At 63.0% G+C, this 16,802-nt stretch carries 16 protein-coding genes; 5 read left to right on the top strand and 11 right to left on the bottom strand.

Translation table 11 applies throughout. From position 1 onward, the window contains the following. Positions 1 to 1,335, bottom strand: a 1,335-nt coding sequence (locus tag ACH2EI_RS14165; protein WP_395160511.1) for a cation:proton antiporter, incomplete at its 3' end; no start/stop codon positions are given. A gap of 195 nt (positions 1,336 to 1,530) precedes the next feature. Next, entirely contained in the window at positions 1,531 to 2,580 is a 1,050-nt protein-coding gene (locus tag ACH2EI_RS14160) for a Vms1/Ankzf1 family peptidyl-tRNA hydrolase (protein ID WP_395152628.1), read from the bottom strand. Between the two features lie 121 nt (positions 2,581 to 2,701). On the opposite strand from ACH2EI_RS14160, the gene ACH2EI_RS14155 reads away from it, so the two are divergent. Beyond that, complete coding sequence (locus tag ACH2EI_RS14155) at positions 2,702 to 4,087, top strand: dihydrolipoyl dehydrogenase family protein (RefSeq protein ID WP_395152627.1); 1,386 nt, start codon at positions 2,702 to 2,704, stop codon at positions 4,085 to 4,087. Here ACH2EI_RS14155 and ACH2EI_RS14150 read toward each other — a convergent pair. Beyond that, the gene (locus ACH2EI_RS14150) at positions 4,078 to 5,205 is read right to left on the bottom strand and encodes an NAD(P)/FAD-dependent oxidoreductase (protein WP_395152626.1); all 1,128 of its coding nucleotides are present in this window, start codon (positions 5,203 to 5,205) and stop codon (positions 4,078 to 4,080) included. The two genes, ACH2EI_RS14155 and ACH2EI_RS14150, sit on opposite strands and share 10 nt — an antisense overlap. Then, positions 5,202 to 5,405, bottom strand: coding sequence for a hypothetical protein (locus ACH2EI_RS14145; RefSeq protein WP_395160509.1), 204 nt, complete (start codon positions 5,403 to 5,405; stop codon positions 5,202 to 5,204). Before ACH2EI_RS14145 ends, ACH2EI_RS14150 begins: the two co-directional genes overlap by 4 nt. Before the next feature lie 352 nt (positions 5,406 to 5,757). Between ACH2EI_RS14145 and ACH2EI_RS14140 the strand changes: the two genes are divergently transcribed. The 3 genes from ACH2EI_RS14140 (at position 5,758) to ACH2EI_RS14130 (ending at position 8,553) form a co-directional block, all read left to right on the top strand. Beyond that, positions 5,758 to 6,423, top strand: a complete 666-nt coding sequence (locus ACH2EI_RS14140; protein WP_395152624.1) for an SDR family oxidoreductase — start codon at positions 5,758 to 5,760, stop codon at positions 6,421 to 6,423. Positions 6,424 to 6,783: 360 nt separating this feature from the next. Next, positions 6,784 to 7,608, top strand: coding sequence for a universal stress protein (locus tag ACH2EI_RS14135; RefSeq protein ID WP_395152623.1), 825 nt, complete (start codon positions 6,784 to 6,786; stop codon positions 7,606 to 7,608). An 87-nt stretch (positions 7,609 to 7,695) separates the two neighbouring features. Continuing rightward, a complete protein-coding gene (locus tag ACH2EI_RS14130; RefSeq protein WP_395152622.1) occupies positions 7,696 to 8,553 on the top strand; it encodes a universal stress protein in 858 nt (285 codons plus the stop codon). A 63-nt stretch (positions 8,554 to 8,616) separates the two neighbouring features. Here ACH2EI_RS14130 and ACH2EI_RS14125 read toward each other — a convergent pair whose 3' ends face one another. Continuing rightward, entirely contained in the window at positions 8,617 to 8,751 is a 135-nt protein-coding gene (locus ACH2EI_RS14125; RefSeq protein WP_395160507.1) for a hypothetical protein, read from the bottom strand. Beyond that, positions 8,744 to 9,985, bottom strand: coding sequence for a saccharopine dehydrogenase family protein (locus ACH2EI_RS14120; protein WP_395160505.1), 1,242 nt, complete (start codon positions 9,983 to 9,985; stop codon positions 8,744 to 8,746). Before ACH2EI_RS14120 ends, ACH2EI_RS14125 begins: the two co-directional genes overlap by 8 nt. Before the next feature lie 90 nt (positions 9,986 to 10,075). Between ACH2EI_RS14120 and ACH2EI_RS14115 the strand changes: the two genes are divergently transcribed. After that, positions 10,076 to 11,482, top strand: a complete 1,407-nt coding sequence (locus tag ACH2EI_RS14115; protein WP_395160503.1) for an NAD(P)/FAD-dependent oxidoreductase — start codon at positions 10,076 to 10,078, stop codon at positions 11,480 to 11,482. A gap of 6 nt (positions 11,483 to 11,488) precedes the next feature. Here ACH2EI_RS14115 and ACH2EI_RS14110 read toward each other — a convergent pair whose 3' ends face one another. The 5 genes from ACH2EI_RS14110 to ACH2EI_RS14090 are packed head-to-tail and all read right to left on the bottom strand — an operon-like array spanning position 11,489 to position 16,631. Beyond that, positions 11,489 to 12,478, bottom strand: a complete 990-nt coding sequence (locus ACH2EI_RS14110) for an agmatine/peptidylarginine deiminase (RefSeq protein WP_395153353.1) — start codon at positions 12,476 to 12,478, stop codon at positions 11,489 to 11,491. A gap of 8 nt (positions 12,479 to 12,486) precedes the next feature. After that, positions 12,487 to 13,485 (bottom strand): nitrilase-related carbon-nitrogen hydrolase, encoded by a 999-nt coding sequence (locus ACH2EI_RS14105; protein ID WP_395153350.1) that lies wholly within the window; start codon positions 13,483 to 13,485, stop codon positions 12,487 to 12,489. Continuing rightward, entirely contained in the window at positions 13,482 to 14,903 is a 1,422-nt protein-coding gene (locus ACH2EI_RS14100) for an NAD(P)/FAD-dependent oxidoreductase (protein ID WP_395153349.1), read from the bottom strand. Before ACH2EI_RS14100 ends, ACH2EI_RS14105 begins: the two co-directional genes overlap by 4 nt. A gap of 46 nt (positions 14,904 to 14,949) precedes the next feature. Next, positions 14,950 to 15,765 (bottom strand): ABC transporter permease, encoded by an 816-nt coding sequence (locus ACH2EI_RS14095; RefSeq protein ID WP_395153348.1) that lies wholly within the window; start codon positions 15,763 to 15,765, stop codon positions 14,950 to 14,952. Continuing rightward, complete coding sequence (locus tag ACH2EI_RS14090; protein ID WP_395160513.1) at positions 15,762 to 16,631, bottom strand: ABC transporter permease; 870 nt, start codon at positions 16,629 to 16,631, stop codon at positions 15,762 to 15,764. Before ACH2EI_RS14090 ends, ACH2EI_RS14095 begins: the two co-directional genes overlap by 4 nt. Between the last annotated feature and the right edge of the window lie 171 nt (positions 16,632 to 16,802).

The following is a 16,802-nucleotide window of genomic DNA, read 5'->3' as shown; positions in this document are numbered from 1 at the left end:
CTCCGTGATCTCGCCGCTGCGCCGCATCGTCTTGAGTTCGGACAGTGCAGCCCGAATCGCGAGGGTCTCTGCCAGATGCTCTTCGTATCGGTTCAACTCGTCGGTCTGTGAAGTGAGCCCGAGACGGTCGAGGACCGGTCGGTACGAGACGCCCTGGACGACCAGCGGGAAGAGCACGACGGCGAACACGACGGCGACCGCGTTGACGCCAGCGGACTGCTTGACCGGCAGCCCGAGAGCCAAGGCGATCGGGATGGAGCCCCGCAGCCCTCCCCAGAAGACCGCGGTCATCCACGACGTCGGCACCGGCGCAATCGACGATCGGGTGAACGGCCACAGTAAGCCGTACGCGATGATCGCTCTGCTCATCAGGACACCGGCGATCCCGACGAGGGCGACGATCAGGGTTCGGCCGCGGAGCGCATCGATCTCGAACTCCAAGCCGATAACCAAGAACAGGGCCGAGTTCGCGAGGAACGCGAGTACCTCCCAAAACTCCCGCAGTGTCACGCGCGACGACGCTGACATCGCCATTCGGGTTCCGTAGTTGCCGATCAACAGGCCAGATGCAACGACGGCGATCACGCCCGATCCGCCGAGTCGGTCAGCGAGTAGGTAAGCGCCATACGCGGTGACGAGCGAGAGGGTGATCTCGACGAGATGGTCGTCAAGCGTCGCCATCAGCCGGTGAGCGAGAAACCCGACCGCAGCGCCAGCGCCGACCCCGACCGCCGTCTCGATTCCGAACTCGGTAAGTGCGTCCTGGAACGTGACCGTCACGTCGCTAAAAGCGATCTCGACGGCGATGAGGTATGCGACGATGACGATTGCGTCGTTGAAGATCGATTCTCCCTCCATGAGGGTTCTCAGACCGGACACCACCCCGTTCTCCTTGAAGATGGCCAGCACGCTGACCGGATCGGTCGCAGCCAGAATGACCGCGAAGATCACTGCGTGTTCCGCCGACATCCCCGGAACGAGTACGAGGAACAGACCGATGACGGAGGCCGAGATCGCGGCCCCAACAAAAGCGAGCACCGCCACCTGTCGCCATCGAAGGATGAGGTCGCCAAGGTCCATGTTGATGGCGCCGTCGAACAATAGGGGTGGAAGGAACACCAGGAGGATCAGTTCGCTGGTGAGGTTGATTGCCCCGAAGGTCCCGCTGACGCCGAGCCCGAGCCCGACCAGCACCAGGGCAACGGTGTACGGCAGGCGCAGACGATTCACGGCGATCCCTACAAGAGCCGCTACCAGCATCAGCCCGACGATGAGGGTCTCGGTGACCTCGATACCATTGGTCCCAGGCTCAACAGCGGCGAGGAACGCGTGCATCCTCGACACCCTACGAAGATCCGACGATCAAAGCGGCGTTACGTCTGGTGAGTGAATTCAGTACTCGATGTCGGTCGGCATCCAGGTCACAGCGCGGCGCCGCGCCGAAACCGTCCTGATGAGTAGCGCCGGCCAACGTGTCCTCCGCACCCGATCGCTTGACGATTTCAGTCACTGTTGACGCGGCGATGGTTGTCACCAACGTAGAAATGCACCGATCGGATCCTCGAGGGCTGCGAGGCCGGGGACGATAGTGACGGTCGCCCCGCTCGTCATTGCGGCGCTGATTGCGGCGTCGATGATCCGGGTGTTTCTCGACAACATCTCGAAGGGACGGCCCAGCTGGGCGGTGTCGGACCAGTCGTCTACAACGAGCAACGATTCGACGCGACCGGCGGCGAGCGCGTCGAGCACTTGAGATTGTTCTACTGTGGCGGTGTCATGCGCACATCGCTCGCTGAAGTTTTCGCTGATCGCCGCGATCGCACGTGCATGAACATCGTTGGTCAACCTGACCACTTCGTCTGCGATGCCGTCGACGTCACCGGCCTCAAGTGCCTTCGTCACGTCGCCGAGTGACCGTTTCTCGAGTTCGCTCACCAGCATTGACTGCGCACGGGTGGGACCGGCCACTGCGATGAGTTGAGCCTCGACTCGGGCGGCGAGCTGCTCGACGGCGTCGGCAATGTCAGAGATGTTCGAGTCCCACGTGTTTTCGGCGCGCTGCTGGAACCGTCGCTGCGACCAGCCGCCGGGATGTCCGCGATGGATGTGGTGTTCGTCGCCGTCCACGCGGTCGGCGACGAGCGGGTTGCCTCCGTCGAACGCCATGATGTCGGCACCAGCTTTGTCGCACTCGACGACAAGATGCGGGATTGTGCGCTGGCGATGCTCGATGATGGGCGTGAATGCGGGCAGTGGGCCCTCCATGATCCGTGTCGACGCCGGGCTTCCAGCCAAGTGCTCCACGAGCGGTGCGCCCTCTGTCGGCAGGATCATGGCCATCGAGTCGCCGCGGGCGTGCCCGGCCGCGAGTACTGCTTGTTCGGCCTTGGCTAAGGCTGCTTCTGGCCATCGCCCGCTGACGTCGTTCTGGATTCGACGCCAGGCGTCGTCGAGACGGTGCACTGCGTCTGGGACATCGCTGCGGGCTGGCAGGATGACGGAGAGGTACGGTCCCGAGGTCGCTTCGACGAATTCGTTGAGGTCAAGCAGATTGGCTGATGCGAAGGTCGGTGTCTTCATGGCTTCAGGGTGCCCGGTCGACGACCAGGCGAAACCCACGGCCGCGGCGGTAGTCCGTGGCGGCTCGGTCACCGACGGGACAGCTCGGTTAAGCCAGCGCTGATGTGGGTACCACCGCCTCATGACAACCATCAACACCGACTCATCCGCCGACAGTTCGCCACCAACTGCCTCGTTCGATGTCGGCATCATTGGCGGCGGATCCGCCGCGGAGGCTCTTCTCAGAGAACTTGCTCCCCACGACTTCTCCATCGTCGTCTTCGAAACGGGCTTGGTGGGCGGCGAGTGCCCGTTCGTGGCCTGTATGCCCAGCAAGTCAATGCTCCATGACGCCAGCTCAGGATCCAAGTGGGCAGACGCAGTTGCGCGTCGAAACGACATCGTGAACCATCTCGACGACAGTGGCCATCGCAAGGGTGCCCGCGATCTGGGCGCAACAATCGTGTCCGAGTACGCCCGTATCGCCGGCGACCACCTGATCGTTGCCGGAAACGAACGGTTCCGATGCGAACACATCGTTCTGGCCACCGGTGCAACAAGGGTCAGTCCTGACATCGATGGCCTCGATACCATTGGTGACCGCCGATGGTCCAGCGCCGACGCGCTGACTGCCTCCGATCGGCCCGACCGGATGCTGATTGTTGGCGGTGGGGTGATTGCCTGCGAACTGGCTCAGATCTACCCCCAGTTTGGTACCCACGTCACGGTGGTCGACCCTGTGAATCGTCCGTTCCCCAACCTCCACCAACGCGTTGGCGAACTTGCCGCCGAAATGCTCACTGCCACTGGCGTCGACCTGCGCTACGGCTGCACCGTCACCGCGACCTCAATGGTCGGAAGTAATGTCGAAGTGACGATCACCGACGCCGACGGCGACAACAAATCGGTGAGTGCCGATGTCGTTGTGATTGCGGCCGGGCGCCACCCCTCAACCGAAAACGTCGGGCTGGAGACGCTCGGGCTCGACCCGAGGAACCTCGACGTCGACCATTTCGGTCGAGTCGCGGGTGCTGCATCGTTGTGGGCGATTGGTGATGTCGCTGGCGGTCCGCAGTACACCCATATGGCTAATCGGCATGCGAAGGTTGTCGGCCAGCAGTTGCTTGGCGCACCTGAAATGACCTTTGACGGTTCGGTGGTACCGAGTTGCGTTTTTCTCAATCCGCCAATCATCGCGGTCGGCCCGAGCCCCGACGACCTCTCGGGAGACGACGACGTCGTTTGGGCCCATGTCGACGTCGAAGGGTTCCCGCGTCAAATCACTGACGACCTGCCAGCGGGGTTCTTGGCCCTTGCTGGCCGTCGATCAACTCGAACGCTGATCGCCGCGCATGGCATTGGTCCTCGATTCGACGAGATCATTCACGCACTGACCATTGCGATCGACGGCGCGGTTCTCCTGGACACGCTGGTCCGAACCATTCAGCCGTTCCCAACCGTTGGAGAAGTCCTCGGCGTGGCATTCTCGGATCTTCTCGAACAGGTCGACAAGGGCGATCAGCGCTGACGAAGCAGTAACCCGGCACGTCCTGCGATCGTGATGCAGTGTTTGAGGTCGATCAACCGGTGCACAAGCGGTGGGATGCGGTCCAGCACCGGCGACGCCAGTGTCACTGGGCCAAATTGGGCGATGCCTCGGCCTCCACCAAGGTCGAGCACCCAACCCCGCTGTTGCAGTTTCGCGTTCTCGGTGGGCTGCGCCAACACCACACGTGCGGCGTTGCGGCCTGCTGCGACGCCGGCCTGTTCGGCGATCTGTGCCGACATTGGCAGTGGATCTCCATTCGTGTCAATGTGGGCTGCAACGTCGCCGGCGGCGAACATGCGCTCCATGCCGACGACGCTGAGATCTGCGCCCATGACGACGCGGCCGTCGTCGGTCAGTGTTGCTCCGAGCGCCTCGGCTCGTGCCTCAAATCCTGCAGCCCACACTGCGACACCGTGAATGAGCATCCGGTCGGGCCGATCGCCTGACTCGACGTATACGCCATCGGCGCTGATCTCAGAGACACTGCTCCCGGTGATGATGTCGACACCACGATCTTCCAGAATTCTGGCCGCACCATCGCTGGCCCTCCGATGCATCTCCGGAAGCAGGCGACCTGCCATCTCGATCAACGTCACGTCGCTGCCCGGATGCGCTGCGCTGATGGCACCAGCGAGTTGAACACCGGACGCACCGCCACCCACAATCACGTGCCGTCGGTCCGCGTGCTCAACGCTGTGGCGTAGCACCAATGCGTCGTCGGCTGTCCTCAGCGTGAGGGCATGATCGATCCCCTTGATTGGGGGATGAGTTGGTCGTGAGCCGACCGTGATCACCGTTGCCTCCCCACGGACTTCGCTGCCATCAGAGAGTTCCAGCACGCTTCCCTGGATGCCGTCGAGACGTGCCTGGATGACTCGGTCGGCGGCAAATTCGATGTCGGTGGATGCATCGCCAGGCGGCAGAGTGCCACCTGCGACGCCAGCGATGCGGGTGGTGAAGTCGTGGCAAGAGCGGTCGTCGATGATCGTGACCGTTACTCCTGCGCGACGAGCAGCTCGGGCTGCGGCGAGGCCGGCGTACCCGGCGCCGATGACGACGACGCCGTCCAGGGTGTGAACTTTGGAGTTCACGGTCACGTCGACTCACCACGAACGTTTGGGTTGTCACTTGGTCGGAGACCGTCGACGTCTTGGCTCAACGGGAATCCTTCGCCGACGATGGTCGACTCGTCAGGGGCGACGTAGTCATCGGGCCCCGCGATCTTTGCGGCCGGGCCTTTGACACTTGCCGAGGCGGCTGACGTGCCAGATCCATTTGAGTCGATGGTTGTTGCCATCAACACGGAGTACCCATTGCTGATCCAGACAAACCATCGTGTGGAGTGGCCTGCGTCACCAGGGGTAAAGTCGGGATCGATGAAGCCGTGCAGACCGAGTTGTTGTCGGTGCACCGTGCGCCGACGCACCCGCAGCAAGTTGCACGATCGGCTGATCCCGGTTGGTGCCGATGTTTGTGATCGGCCAGGGCGGGCACACCCGTACAACCAGGTATCCCCCACCCGATTTCCCCCACCCGATCTCCGAGGAGACACTCGTGTCCACTGCACAGATTATCAACCCAACTACCCGTGAGGTACTGGTCGCTTCTCGCGAGCGCGTGACCGGCAAGACGATCACGTTGACCAACTCATGATCGTGTCGATTATCGGCGCCCATGGCCAGATCGCCCGACAGCTCACCCCGCTCCTCACCGACCGCGGACACTCTGTACGCGGAATCGTGCGTGACGAGACGCAATTCGACAACATTCGCTCCGACGGTGGGCAGCCGGCCCTGTGCGACCTGGAGCACGCAGAACCCGCTGACGTCGACGAGATTCTGCATGGTTCCGACGTCGTCGTGTTCGCCGCTGGCGCGGGCCCCAAAAGTGGGCCCGAGCGCAAGAAGTCACTCGATCGCGACGGCGCGATCGCAGCGGTTGAGTCAGCCGTGCGGGTCGGCGCGTCCCACTTCGTCATCGTCAGTTCGATGGGGGCCGACAACCCCCCCGATGACGACGAGACATTCAGTATCTATCTGCGGGCCAAGGCCGACGCCGACGCTGCCGTCCGGTCCGCTGCCGTCATCCACACGATTGTCCGACCGGGTGGGCTGACCGACGACGCCGCCGGACGGGTGCACATTGGTGTCTCGGTCGATCGCGGCAAGGTGCCCCGGGCCGACGTCGCTGCCGTGTTGGCCGAGTTCATCGATCGGCGACCGCGTACCTCGTCCACCGTCGAGCTCATCACGGGCAACGACAGCGTCAACGAGGCCGTGAATGCGCTTGACCGATCGCCAGACGGTCGTTCATAGTCACCGGTCCATTCATTTTGCGGTGCGTGCGATGGCCGGCTTCACCGACGTCGGCGAGTTGTGTGTGTGCGGCAACCCAGCACAGGGGCACCGCCCGACTTGGTAACCCGCGCACCGCCCCAACCATCGGTGACCGAGCAACGATGCCGAAACCCAGGGAGCGTTTCGCTCGGGGGGGGAGGACGAGGAGACGCTTCGACCCGGACTTCGGACATCGTGGAGTGCACGCTGGACGAGCACACAGTTGAAATGCCCTGTTCACCACGAAGGCAAACATAAATCTCGAACATTCTTTTCGACAACACACGCTGCTGGCAGCACTGAGGGTTGACCAAGAGTAAATCGGGGTACTCCTCAAACATGAACAAGATCAACATTGCCACAGCACTGTTTGTCCTCGATGGACCGAATCCCGCACCTGATTCCGCCGCGGCCGCCGACCTGCTCTTCGCCTCCGAAATCGACTGGAGCATCCTTGCCATCGTCGCTGAACATCCGCAGTTCACGACAGGAGCAACAGGATTCGCTGGACCGGTACTGACGCCCCAAGAAATTGAATCGCTCGCGATGACTGACTTGATGGCCGGCGACGCCGCTGCAGCTGCGACGGCCCGGGCGTTCGGACCTCGTCCAGTGGTGCAATCGGTCAGACGCGGTCAACCTGCACGAGCAGTCGGTCGCTACCTCGATGAGAACCCGACCGATCTTGTGGTCGTCGACTCGCCGCACCTCGCCGGAGACTTGGTCGACGACGGAATCGTGCCGGTTCTCGTTGTGCCATCGGATGGCATGAAGTCAACCGGCGGACCCGTACTCGTCGCTATCGACGATTCACCACTCGACGACGTCGTCACCGCCAGCGCAACGCGTCTCTTCGACCCAACGACGACCGACTTCATCACCGTGCACATTGACGCAGCACGCTCCGTCGCCCGATTGCGTCCCGAGAACGTCGCTGGACAGTCTGTTGCCCACGCTGCAGTCGGCCACACCGAAACGGTCGCCGAAGCAGGCGATCCAGCCTCAGGCATCCTGGCCGAAGCGGAGGACCGAGAAGCCTCCATGATCGTGTTGGGAACACACAACCGCGGGTGGCTGTCGCGCCTCTTCCGGCCGTCCGTCGCCGATGCCGTCCTGCAACAAACACAACGGCCGGTCCTCCTGATGTCGTCACCAGACGACTGAAATATCGCAGGACCTTGGATTTTGAGAATCCCATTGCACGATGCTCCCAGCTCAGTCCGGGTCCAATTCTCTCGAAAGGAAGACAACATGAATACCGACAGCAATCAATCCACACCAACGGGCGCTGAAACCCTCATGAGCATCCTCGACGAAGCCACCGAGCAGGGTTACGAGACGCAGCAGATCGGACGCACAGGCGGCCGCATCGAATGCACGTCATGTAGCCAGCACAGCCCGGCCGCTTCGTACGACGTCCAACACATGCGACGCCTCGAGGGCGCAAGCGACGCAGCGGACCTCCTTCTCGTCCTCTGGTCCCCCTGTCCGTCCTGCCAGCAACGAGGCGTGCTGATACTCGGCTACGGGCCCAACGCCAGCAAAGACGACACCGCAATTCTGCAACATCTCGATCTCGACGGTGCCGATCCGTCGCCTATCAACATGCCCAAGGTTGCTACAGATCACGCCAACGCCAACGAACGACACGCAAGACCACAGGTGAACGTGCTCATCGGTGTGGACGAAACACCAGAATCCCGCGGAGCAGTTGAAACAGCCTGGGAACTCTTCGGAAGTAACGGTGTGTACACCATCGTGTGCATTAACGAGCGCCAGCCATTCGTCGTTGGCAGCCTCGGTGTCGGGACCAGCCTGGCCGGAATGTATGCCCACCTCGACGACAGCATCGGCCAACAACTCGCTACCAACGCAGCCTCCTCCGCACGTTCCGCAGCACCCGTCGACGCCGACATCAATTTTCACACCGACGTCGGCCATGCAGGCAGCTCGATCATTGACGCAGCCGAAGAACACGACAGCGATCTTATTGTCATCGGCTCGCACGATCGAGGCTTCTGGGAGCGAGTCTTCTCGCCGTCTGTCGGCAAGTACCTGGTCGAGAATGCGTCCTGCCCGGTCCTCGTCGTCCGATCGGCCTCGACCTGAACTCCAGCACGCCCACCGACCCACCTGCCGGTCAAACCGGAACCGGACAGCAAGCCGGCAAGCTCAAAACATCACTCGCGCCGGGCTTCCGGCCCCGGTGATCAGTGCAGTTCTGCCTTCGAGGGAGAACAGGCGTGGCAGCACGCCAGCAGACGAGTGATCGCCGTCAGCTACACCGAATGCCGACTGCTCAGTCATCGACGGGTCGGCGGTCGCGATATTCGGCCCATTCCCACTCGCTGCCGTACTCGTCGAGCAGATCGAGGAAGGGTTTCGGCGGCAACGCCTCGGGGCCAACGATGCCCACCCCGGTCCACTGACCGGTCGCCATCAGCTCAATCGCCACGGCCGGCATCACGGCGGTCTGCCACACGACCGCCTGATGGCCGAACTCACGCATCGTCCAGGCGTTGTCGACCACGTGGTACACGTACACCTCTCGCGGCTCGCCGTCTTTGCCGAAACCCTTCACCCACGTACCAGCACAGGTACGACCAGTCATCTTGTCGCCGAGCGTCGCCGGGTCAGGGAGCGCTGCAGCAACGACGTCTCGCGGCGAGACCTTGACCCCTTTGACCGACACCTGTTTGGTGCTGTCGAGGTCGAGCATGTGCAACGTCTTCAGGACGTCGATGAACTCGTCACCGAGCCCGTACTTGAACGTGACGCGCTCACAGTCAATCCAGCGCGGAATCAGGATGACCTCTTCGTGTTCCACGTTGACGCATTGGATCTCGCCAATGCCCTCGGGGAACGTGAACAGCTCGGGCTCACTGAACGGCTCCGTGGTAAACCAGCCGCGCTCCCGCTCGTAGACCACCGGCGGATTGAGACACTCCTCGATGGTCGTCCAGATCGAGAACGTCGGAGCGAAGTCATAGCCGTCGACCACCAGATCGGCACCGTCGCGCACACCAATTTCGTCGATCTTGGAGAACAACTCATCGGCCGCGTACCGCGCAGCAACATCGGAGAAGCCGGGTTCGACGCCCATGCCGACCAGCGCCATCATCCCGCGGTTCTTCCAGGTGGGGTGCTCGGCGAACTGGCCGTCACCAAGGCGGATCCCCGTCCGGTTGTACGGGTCGGTCGCATGCGGCGTGGACAGATTCATCGCCATGTCGACGTAGTTGCACCCTGCCTCGAATGCTCCGAAGAAAATCGGCGGGTTGAAGCGAGGGTCGCAGGCATTCAGGATCACATCGGCCTGCATCTCCTTGGCGAGCGCAGCGACCGCCTCGCGCGATGATGCGTCAAGCATCGCTGCAACGATTCGACCACCGGCGCTGGCTTCACCCGCGTTCGCTACAGCCGCTTCGGCCCTGCCGAGATCGAGGTCAGCGATCGTGACATGCGCAAATGCTTGGCGGGTCGCCGCGATAGCGACGAACGCCGAGCCGACACCACCGGAACCAACAACAAGGACACGCATACAGCAAAATCTACTGCCGCGCAGCGCTCGACCGAGTGGCTGACGTCGCGAGCTTCGAGACAGACGTCGAAGAGATATATTGTGGCCCCCGTGGCAGCCACGTCGACCAGAGAAACTGCAGTGGGCCGTTCGTTGTGGGCGGACCAGGTCAGCGACGTGGCAACACGCGCGTCGCTCGCTGGCGACCGACGCACTGACGTGGCCATCGTCGGTGCCGGGTACACCGGGCTCTGGACCGCGCACTCACTCCTGCGAGCGAAGCCGGGGCTCCGCGTGATCATCATCGAAGCGGACCACGTCGGTGCGGGAGCGTCAGGGGTCAACGGTGGCTGGTGTGTTGGCGAGCTCGCTGGCGGTCTCGGCGCGGCGGTGTCGCTTGCGGAGCGCCGAACCGGCAGCACCGACGACGGCGCCCGTCTCACCCGAGAGATCATGAGCACCGTCGACGAAATCGGGCGGGTCGCCCATGACGAGGGCATCGAGTGCAACTTCACGAAGGGCGGCGTTCTTCGTCTGGCACGCACCGCCCCGCAGCTCGCCCGACAGCAAGCTGAGGTCACGGAACATCGCCACCACGGGTTTGGGTCCAATGACATCGAACTCCTCAACGCCGACGCGGCAACCGCTCGCCTCAACGCGACCGACGTACTCGGCGGGATGTGGTACTCCGCAGGGGCACGCATCCACCCCGCTCGACTCGTCCACGGCTTGGCGGCTGCAGTCGAGCGCCGCGGCGGCGAGATCGTTGAGCGAACGAGAGCAACCCGGATCTCGGCGGGCCAGCCGGCATCGGTGACCACCACGAACGGCACAGTGACTGCCGACGTCGTCGTGCGGGCCGTCGAAGGCTTCACCCGGACCCTGTCGGGGCATCGCCGGACTCTGCTTCCCTTTTCGTCCTCGATGATCGCCACCGAGCCGCTCCCGCCCGAAGTCTGGGAGTCAATCGGGTTGGCAGCGCGCGAGACGTTTGCCGATGACCGACGAATGGTCATCTACGGACAACGCACCGCTGACGATCGCATCGCGTTCGGCGGCCGCGGCGCTCCCTACCGCTACGGGTCCAAGATCATCGAAAACAAGGGCCCACAGGCGATTCACGACCGCATCACCGCGACGCTCCATCAGCTCCTTCCCGCCACCCGCGACGCGGCGATCACCCACCGCTGGGGCGGCGTGCTGGGCATCCCGCGCGATTGGCAACCCTCCGTCGGCATCGACCGCTCGAGCGGGCTGGCCTGGGCCGGCGGGTTCGTCGGCGAAGGTGTGGCCGCATCGAATCTCGCAGGACGCACCGCAGCCGATCTGATTCTCGAACGCGACACCGACCTTGTCTCGCTCCCGTGGGTCGATCACGTGTCGCCCCGCTGGGAGCCCGAACCGCTCCGCTGGCTCGGCGTCACGACCTTTCTCAAGCTGACCACGCAAGCCGATGCCGCCGAGCAGCGCACGGGTCGGGCATCGCGACGTGGCGCCCTTGTTGACCGAATGCGCTGATCTTGCTCAGCTGGGGATCTGCTGTGTGATGCAGTGCACCCCGCCGCCGCCGTACGCGAGGACTCTCGACGGCACGCCCACCACCTCCCGGTCGGGAAACGCATCACTGATGATCTCGAGGGCGGCTGCGTCATTCGGATGGTCAGCGATCGGCACCACCACGCCTCCGTTGGCAATGTAGAAGTTCAGGTAGCTGTTGCGATACGGCTCACCGTCGATGTCGAAATATGACGCCTGCGGTACTTCGATCACGTTGAGCAGCGCCCCAGCCGTGTCGAACGACGAGCGCAGCACGTTGAGGTTGGCTGACATCCGCGCATGATTCGGATGCGTCTGGTCGCGACCTGCTCCGTGCGCGAGGACCACGCCGGGGCGTACGAACGTACACACGTTGTCGACGTGGCCATCAGTGTCGAGATCCTCGATCAGGCCCCACGGCAGCCAGATCACCGTGTCGAGACCGAGCATCGAGGCGAGTTCGCTCTCGACGTTCTCGCGGCTCATGTCCGGGTTCCTGTTCGGATGACGATTGCACTGCACAGTGGTGATGACGGTGCCGGCACCGTCGACCGTGATCGAACCACCCTCCAGGACCATGTTCGACCGGCGCCGAGCCACGCCAAGGTGTTCGAGGACGCCCCGCCCGACCAACGCGTCTTGGTCCCACGGCTCAAACTTCTCGCCCCACGAGTTGAAGACAAAGTCGGCGCCGCTGCGCTCACCGTCACCGTCGCGGACCGTGAAGATCGGTCCGGAGTCGCGGATCCACGAGTCGTCGATCGGGATTTCGATCACTTCGACCTCGTCGGGGAGCATCGACCGGGCCCCCGCAGCATCGTCGGGGGCCGCGATCATGACGACGGGCTCGAATGAGGCAATCGCTGCTGCCGTCGCGACATACTCGCTACGGGCCTCCTGGAGATGGTGGTTCCACAGGTGGCGACGAGTCGGCCACGCCATCAGACACCCTTGGTGATGCTCCCACTCAGCAGGCATCCGCCAGGTCATGAGCCGAGCGCACCGTTGGGGCGACCGAGGTCGGTGCGGTCTGCGAGTCGGCGATACGCATCGGGCCGGCGCGTGTACATCAGCCCGAAGTCGAGCCAGTCGGCGCGCTGGCCGAGGTCGAGTTGCGCAACGAGTACTGCTGGTCGGTCTCTCGGTGCCTCGACGATCACTCGGCCGTATGGGTCAGAGATGAACGACGAGCCATAAAACGAAATGAGCCCCTCCACACCGATCCGGTTCACCGCCACCATGAACGTCGCATTGGCCAGGCCGTTCGCAGCGATCATCTGACGCCACATCGGCTGCGAATCGAAGCCGGGGCGATGCGGTTCGCTCCCAATCGCCGTCGGGTACACGATCACCTCCGCACCGTCCATCGACAGCTTCCGGGCAAGTTCGGGAAACCACTGGTCCCAACAGGTCGGGAAGCCAAAGCGGGCGCCCGCGACATCAACCACCGGGCACCCGTCGTCTCCGGGTTCGAAGTAGACGTCCTCGTGGTAGTACTCGAACTCGGGGATGTGTGTCTTGCGGGTACTCGCAACAAGGACGCCCGACGCGTCGACGCAGATCGCGGTGTTGTACCCGCGCTCGTGCTCGTCGAGAGACCGCTCGTACAACGACGCGTGCACCGCGATGTCGTGCTCGGTCGCGAGTGCACGCGCGAGCGTCACCGTCGGCCCGGTTTCGAGCGGTTCGCCAAACTTCTTCAGCGCGTCCGGCACATCGGGTGACACACAGAAGTACGGCGACCGGGTGAGCTCCTGGAGGAACACCATCTCGGCACCCTCGGCAACAGCGACGGCGACCCCGGTGCGCAGCGTTGCCTCCATCGCTGGCGCATCCGGATTCCACGCACACTGGACCGCGCCGATACGCAACAGGCGGTCAGGAGCCCCAGCGCGCACGCGGTCATCGGGATCCCGGAACGGCGAGTCGAGCGGCTCGTCGGCGACGATCACCTCGAAGCCGTGCGCCGCATGTTCCGTCGTCACGAATCGAAACCCAGCCCGAATCGGTCAAGCATGCGCAGCCATGCGTTGCGGCTTCCCGTCTGGTCCTCGCGGTTCATCGACCAGCGGGTCGCTTGGATCCCTGCGAACCGGAATGGCTCAGGCGGAAACGGCAACGGCTTGGACTGGACGAAGTCGGTCCGAGTGGCGATCGACTTGCGACCAGCGAGCAGGTCCAGCATCGTCGCGGCAGCAAACCGGGTCGCGGCAACACCGAGCCCGGTGTACCCGACGGCGTACGCGACACGTTGGTTCATCGCCGTACCGAAGAACACCGAGAACCGCGTGCTGGTATCGATTGCTCCGCCCCACACGTGACTGAACTTCACATCCATGAGCTGCGGAAAGGTCTGGAAGAAATGCTCTGACAGCTTCGCCCAGGTCTCGGGGCGGCTCTCGAGTTCGGCCGACATCTTCGAGCCCCAGTAGTAGATGGCGTCGTAGCCGCCCCAGAGGATCCGGTTGTCGTCGGTGAGTCGGTAGTAGTGGAACTGGTTCGTGATGTCGGACAGCCCTTGGCGGTTGATCCATCCGATCGACGCGATCTGCTCGTCCGTGAGCGGTTCGGTGACGAGGCAGTAGTCATAGACCGGAATCATGTACTGACGCACACGCTTGAGTAGCGGTCGGTCGGCATTCGTACCGAGCACCACCTGACCACAGTGCACCGAACCAAGCGGCGTCGTCACCGCCATGCCCGACCCGTCCCGGCTGATGTCGGTCGCCTTGGAATGTTCGTAGATTCGCACGCCGAGTTCTTCAGCGACCCGCTTGAGCCCCCACGCGAGTCGCGCCGGGTCGATGAGCGCAGCACGTTCGCGACGGAAAAGCCCGGCGAGGTAGGTGGGCGAGTTGACCTCAGTGCGCATCGCATCGGTGTCGAGCCACTCCACCTGTTGGCCCATTCGACGCAGCACATCGTGCTCTTCGCGTAACGCGGCGACGTACGACTCGGGGTGGCGTGTATGGGCGACGTCGATCACGCCGGTCCGCTCGTACCCGCAATCAATCCCGTAGCGCTTGATGGCAGCTTCGATCTGGTTCAGGTTCTGCAACCCAAGTTCTTCGAGCACATCGAGTTCGTCGGCATGGCGGGCCAGCCCATTACCGAGGCCGTGGGTCAGCGACGACTCCATAAAGCCGCCGTTGCGTCCACTCGCGGCACCTCCGACTTCGCCCTTGTCGATCAACACGACGTCGCATGCAGGATCGCGTTCCTTGGCGATCACAGCAGTCCACAGACCCGTGTAGCCCCCGCCAACGACGCACAGATCGCAATGCACGTCACGAACAAGCGTCGGATTCGACTCGGGTATATCTGCGCTTTCGAGCCAGAACGGTGTCGGTTCGGCGTCCGCGATCGCGTCGAGCGAATGCTGGCCGATCATGAAGTTGTCCACGACCCAGTTACCGACCCAGTTGCCGACCCCGTTGCCGACCCCGTGCTCACCGAGTACTCCGGCGGCTCTTGGCCCGCGACACCAACGTTCCCGAGGCCATCAACGCCACCGATGCAAGCAGCACGATCGTGGCCAACACGTTGATCTGGGGCGAGAACGAGTTCTTGAAACTGGCATTGACGAACAGCGGGAACGTACTGACCGAACCTGCGTTGAACAGCGTGATGATGAAGTCGTCGAGCGACAGCGCGAACGACAACAACGACGCAGCGAGGATGCCTGGCAAAATCAACGGGAATGTGACCTTCCAAAACGTGCGCATCGGGGAGGCGCCCAGGTCTTGCGCGGCCTGTTCGAGCGTCCAGTCAAACCCGCGGACCCGAGCGCGCACGGTCAGCGCGACGAAGCTGATCTGGAACATCACGTGTGCAATGACCACCGTGGAGAACCCTCGCGTCACGCTCTGGTCGAGGAACAGGGTGGCGAGCGACGAACCGATGACGATCTCGGGCGTGGTGAGCGGGAGCACGAGCACGAAGTCAAGGAATGCGTTGCCCTTAAACGAGTAGCGGGCGAGGCCGATCGCGATCAACGAACCCAGCACGGTGGCGATCAGTGTGGAGAACGACGCGATCTTCAAGCTTGTGAGCAGCGCGTCGGTCAGCGCTTCGTCCTTGAACGGCTCGCGCCAGTTGTCGAGCGTGGCGTTCTGCCATACGAAGTTGAACTTGCCCTTCGGCTCGTTGAACGAGAACCCGACGATCCAGAAGATCGGCAGAAACAGATAAATCATGACGCCGACAGCGAACAGATTCAATCCCCACCGAGCGACGGATCCGAGTGGCGATGACGGTGCACTCATGCCAGATCATCCGTTCCGAAGAAGCGGCTGTAGATGATGACAAACACGGTGATGATCATCATCAAGACGAACGACATCGCCGATGCGACGGGCAGGTTGTTCTGCACGAGGAACTGGTTCTGAATCGACTGGCCAATGACCGACGTGTTCGGGTTGCCGAGGTACTGCTGGTTGACGAAATCGCCGGAAGCCGGAATGAAGGTGAGGAGGGTGCCGGCGAAGACGCCGGGCAGCGACAGTGGGAAGATGACTTTGAAGAAGGCCCGTACCGAACCGGAGTAGAGATCTTTGGCGGCATCGACCAGGGTGAGGTTGATCTTTTCCAAGCTGACGTAGATCGGCAACGCCATGAACGGCAAGAAGTTGTACGTCAGGCCGCCAATGACCGCGGCGGGCGTGTTCAGGATCTTGTCGCCGTCCATGATCCCCAGCGCATTCAGGATCGGCCGGAAGCCAAGGTCGTTCAGCACGTTCGGAATCGGTCCGGTGTCAGCGAGGAGGCTCTGCCAAGCGACCGTGCGGATCAGGTAGGACGTAAAGAACGGAATGATGATCAACCCGAGCAGCAACCCGCGATATTTGCCACCGCGGAACGCGATGACATATGCGAGCGGGTAGCCGAGGAGAATCGTGAGCACCGTGGCAACCGCGGCGTAACCGAAGCCCCGCTGGAACTGGCCACCAAAATCAGTAAAGGCTGTGGAGTAGTTCCCGAAGTTCCAGTCGAAATCGGCCTTCACGGCAAACCGGCTCGGCAATGTCGACAGCGAGTTGCGCAACAAGGTGACCAGCGGTGCCAGGTAGAACAACGCCAGCCACAACATCCCTGGCTTCAGCAATCCGTACGGTGCGATCTTGCGTCGCACCTCCGGACCGCCAAGGATCGCCGCACCGATCAACGCCACCACGGTGCCCAGCGTGAGCGCGAGCGCAAGCGTTGCCAGCACCCCCGTGACTATCCCGGTGCCGACCACGACCAGCAACGCTCCGGCGAGCAGTAGCAAGCCGAGGCCCAGCCGTTCCGGATCGAACGAACG

The organism is Ilumatobacter sp., assembly GCF_041688325.1.
Taxonomy (GTDB): domain Bacteria; phylum Actinomycetota; class Acidimicrobiia; order Acidimicrobiales; family Ilumatobacteraceae; genus Ilumatobacter_A.
The sequence above is the reverse complement of the archived record's forward strand: the minus strand, read 5'-3'. Positions and strand labels throughout refer to the sequence as shown.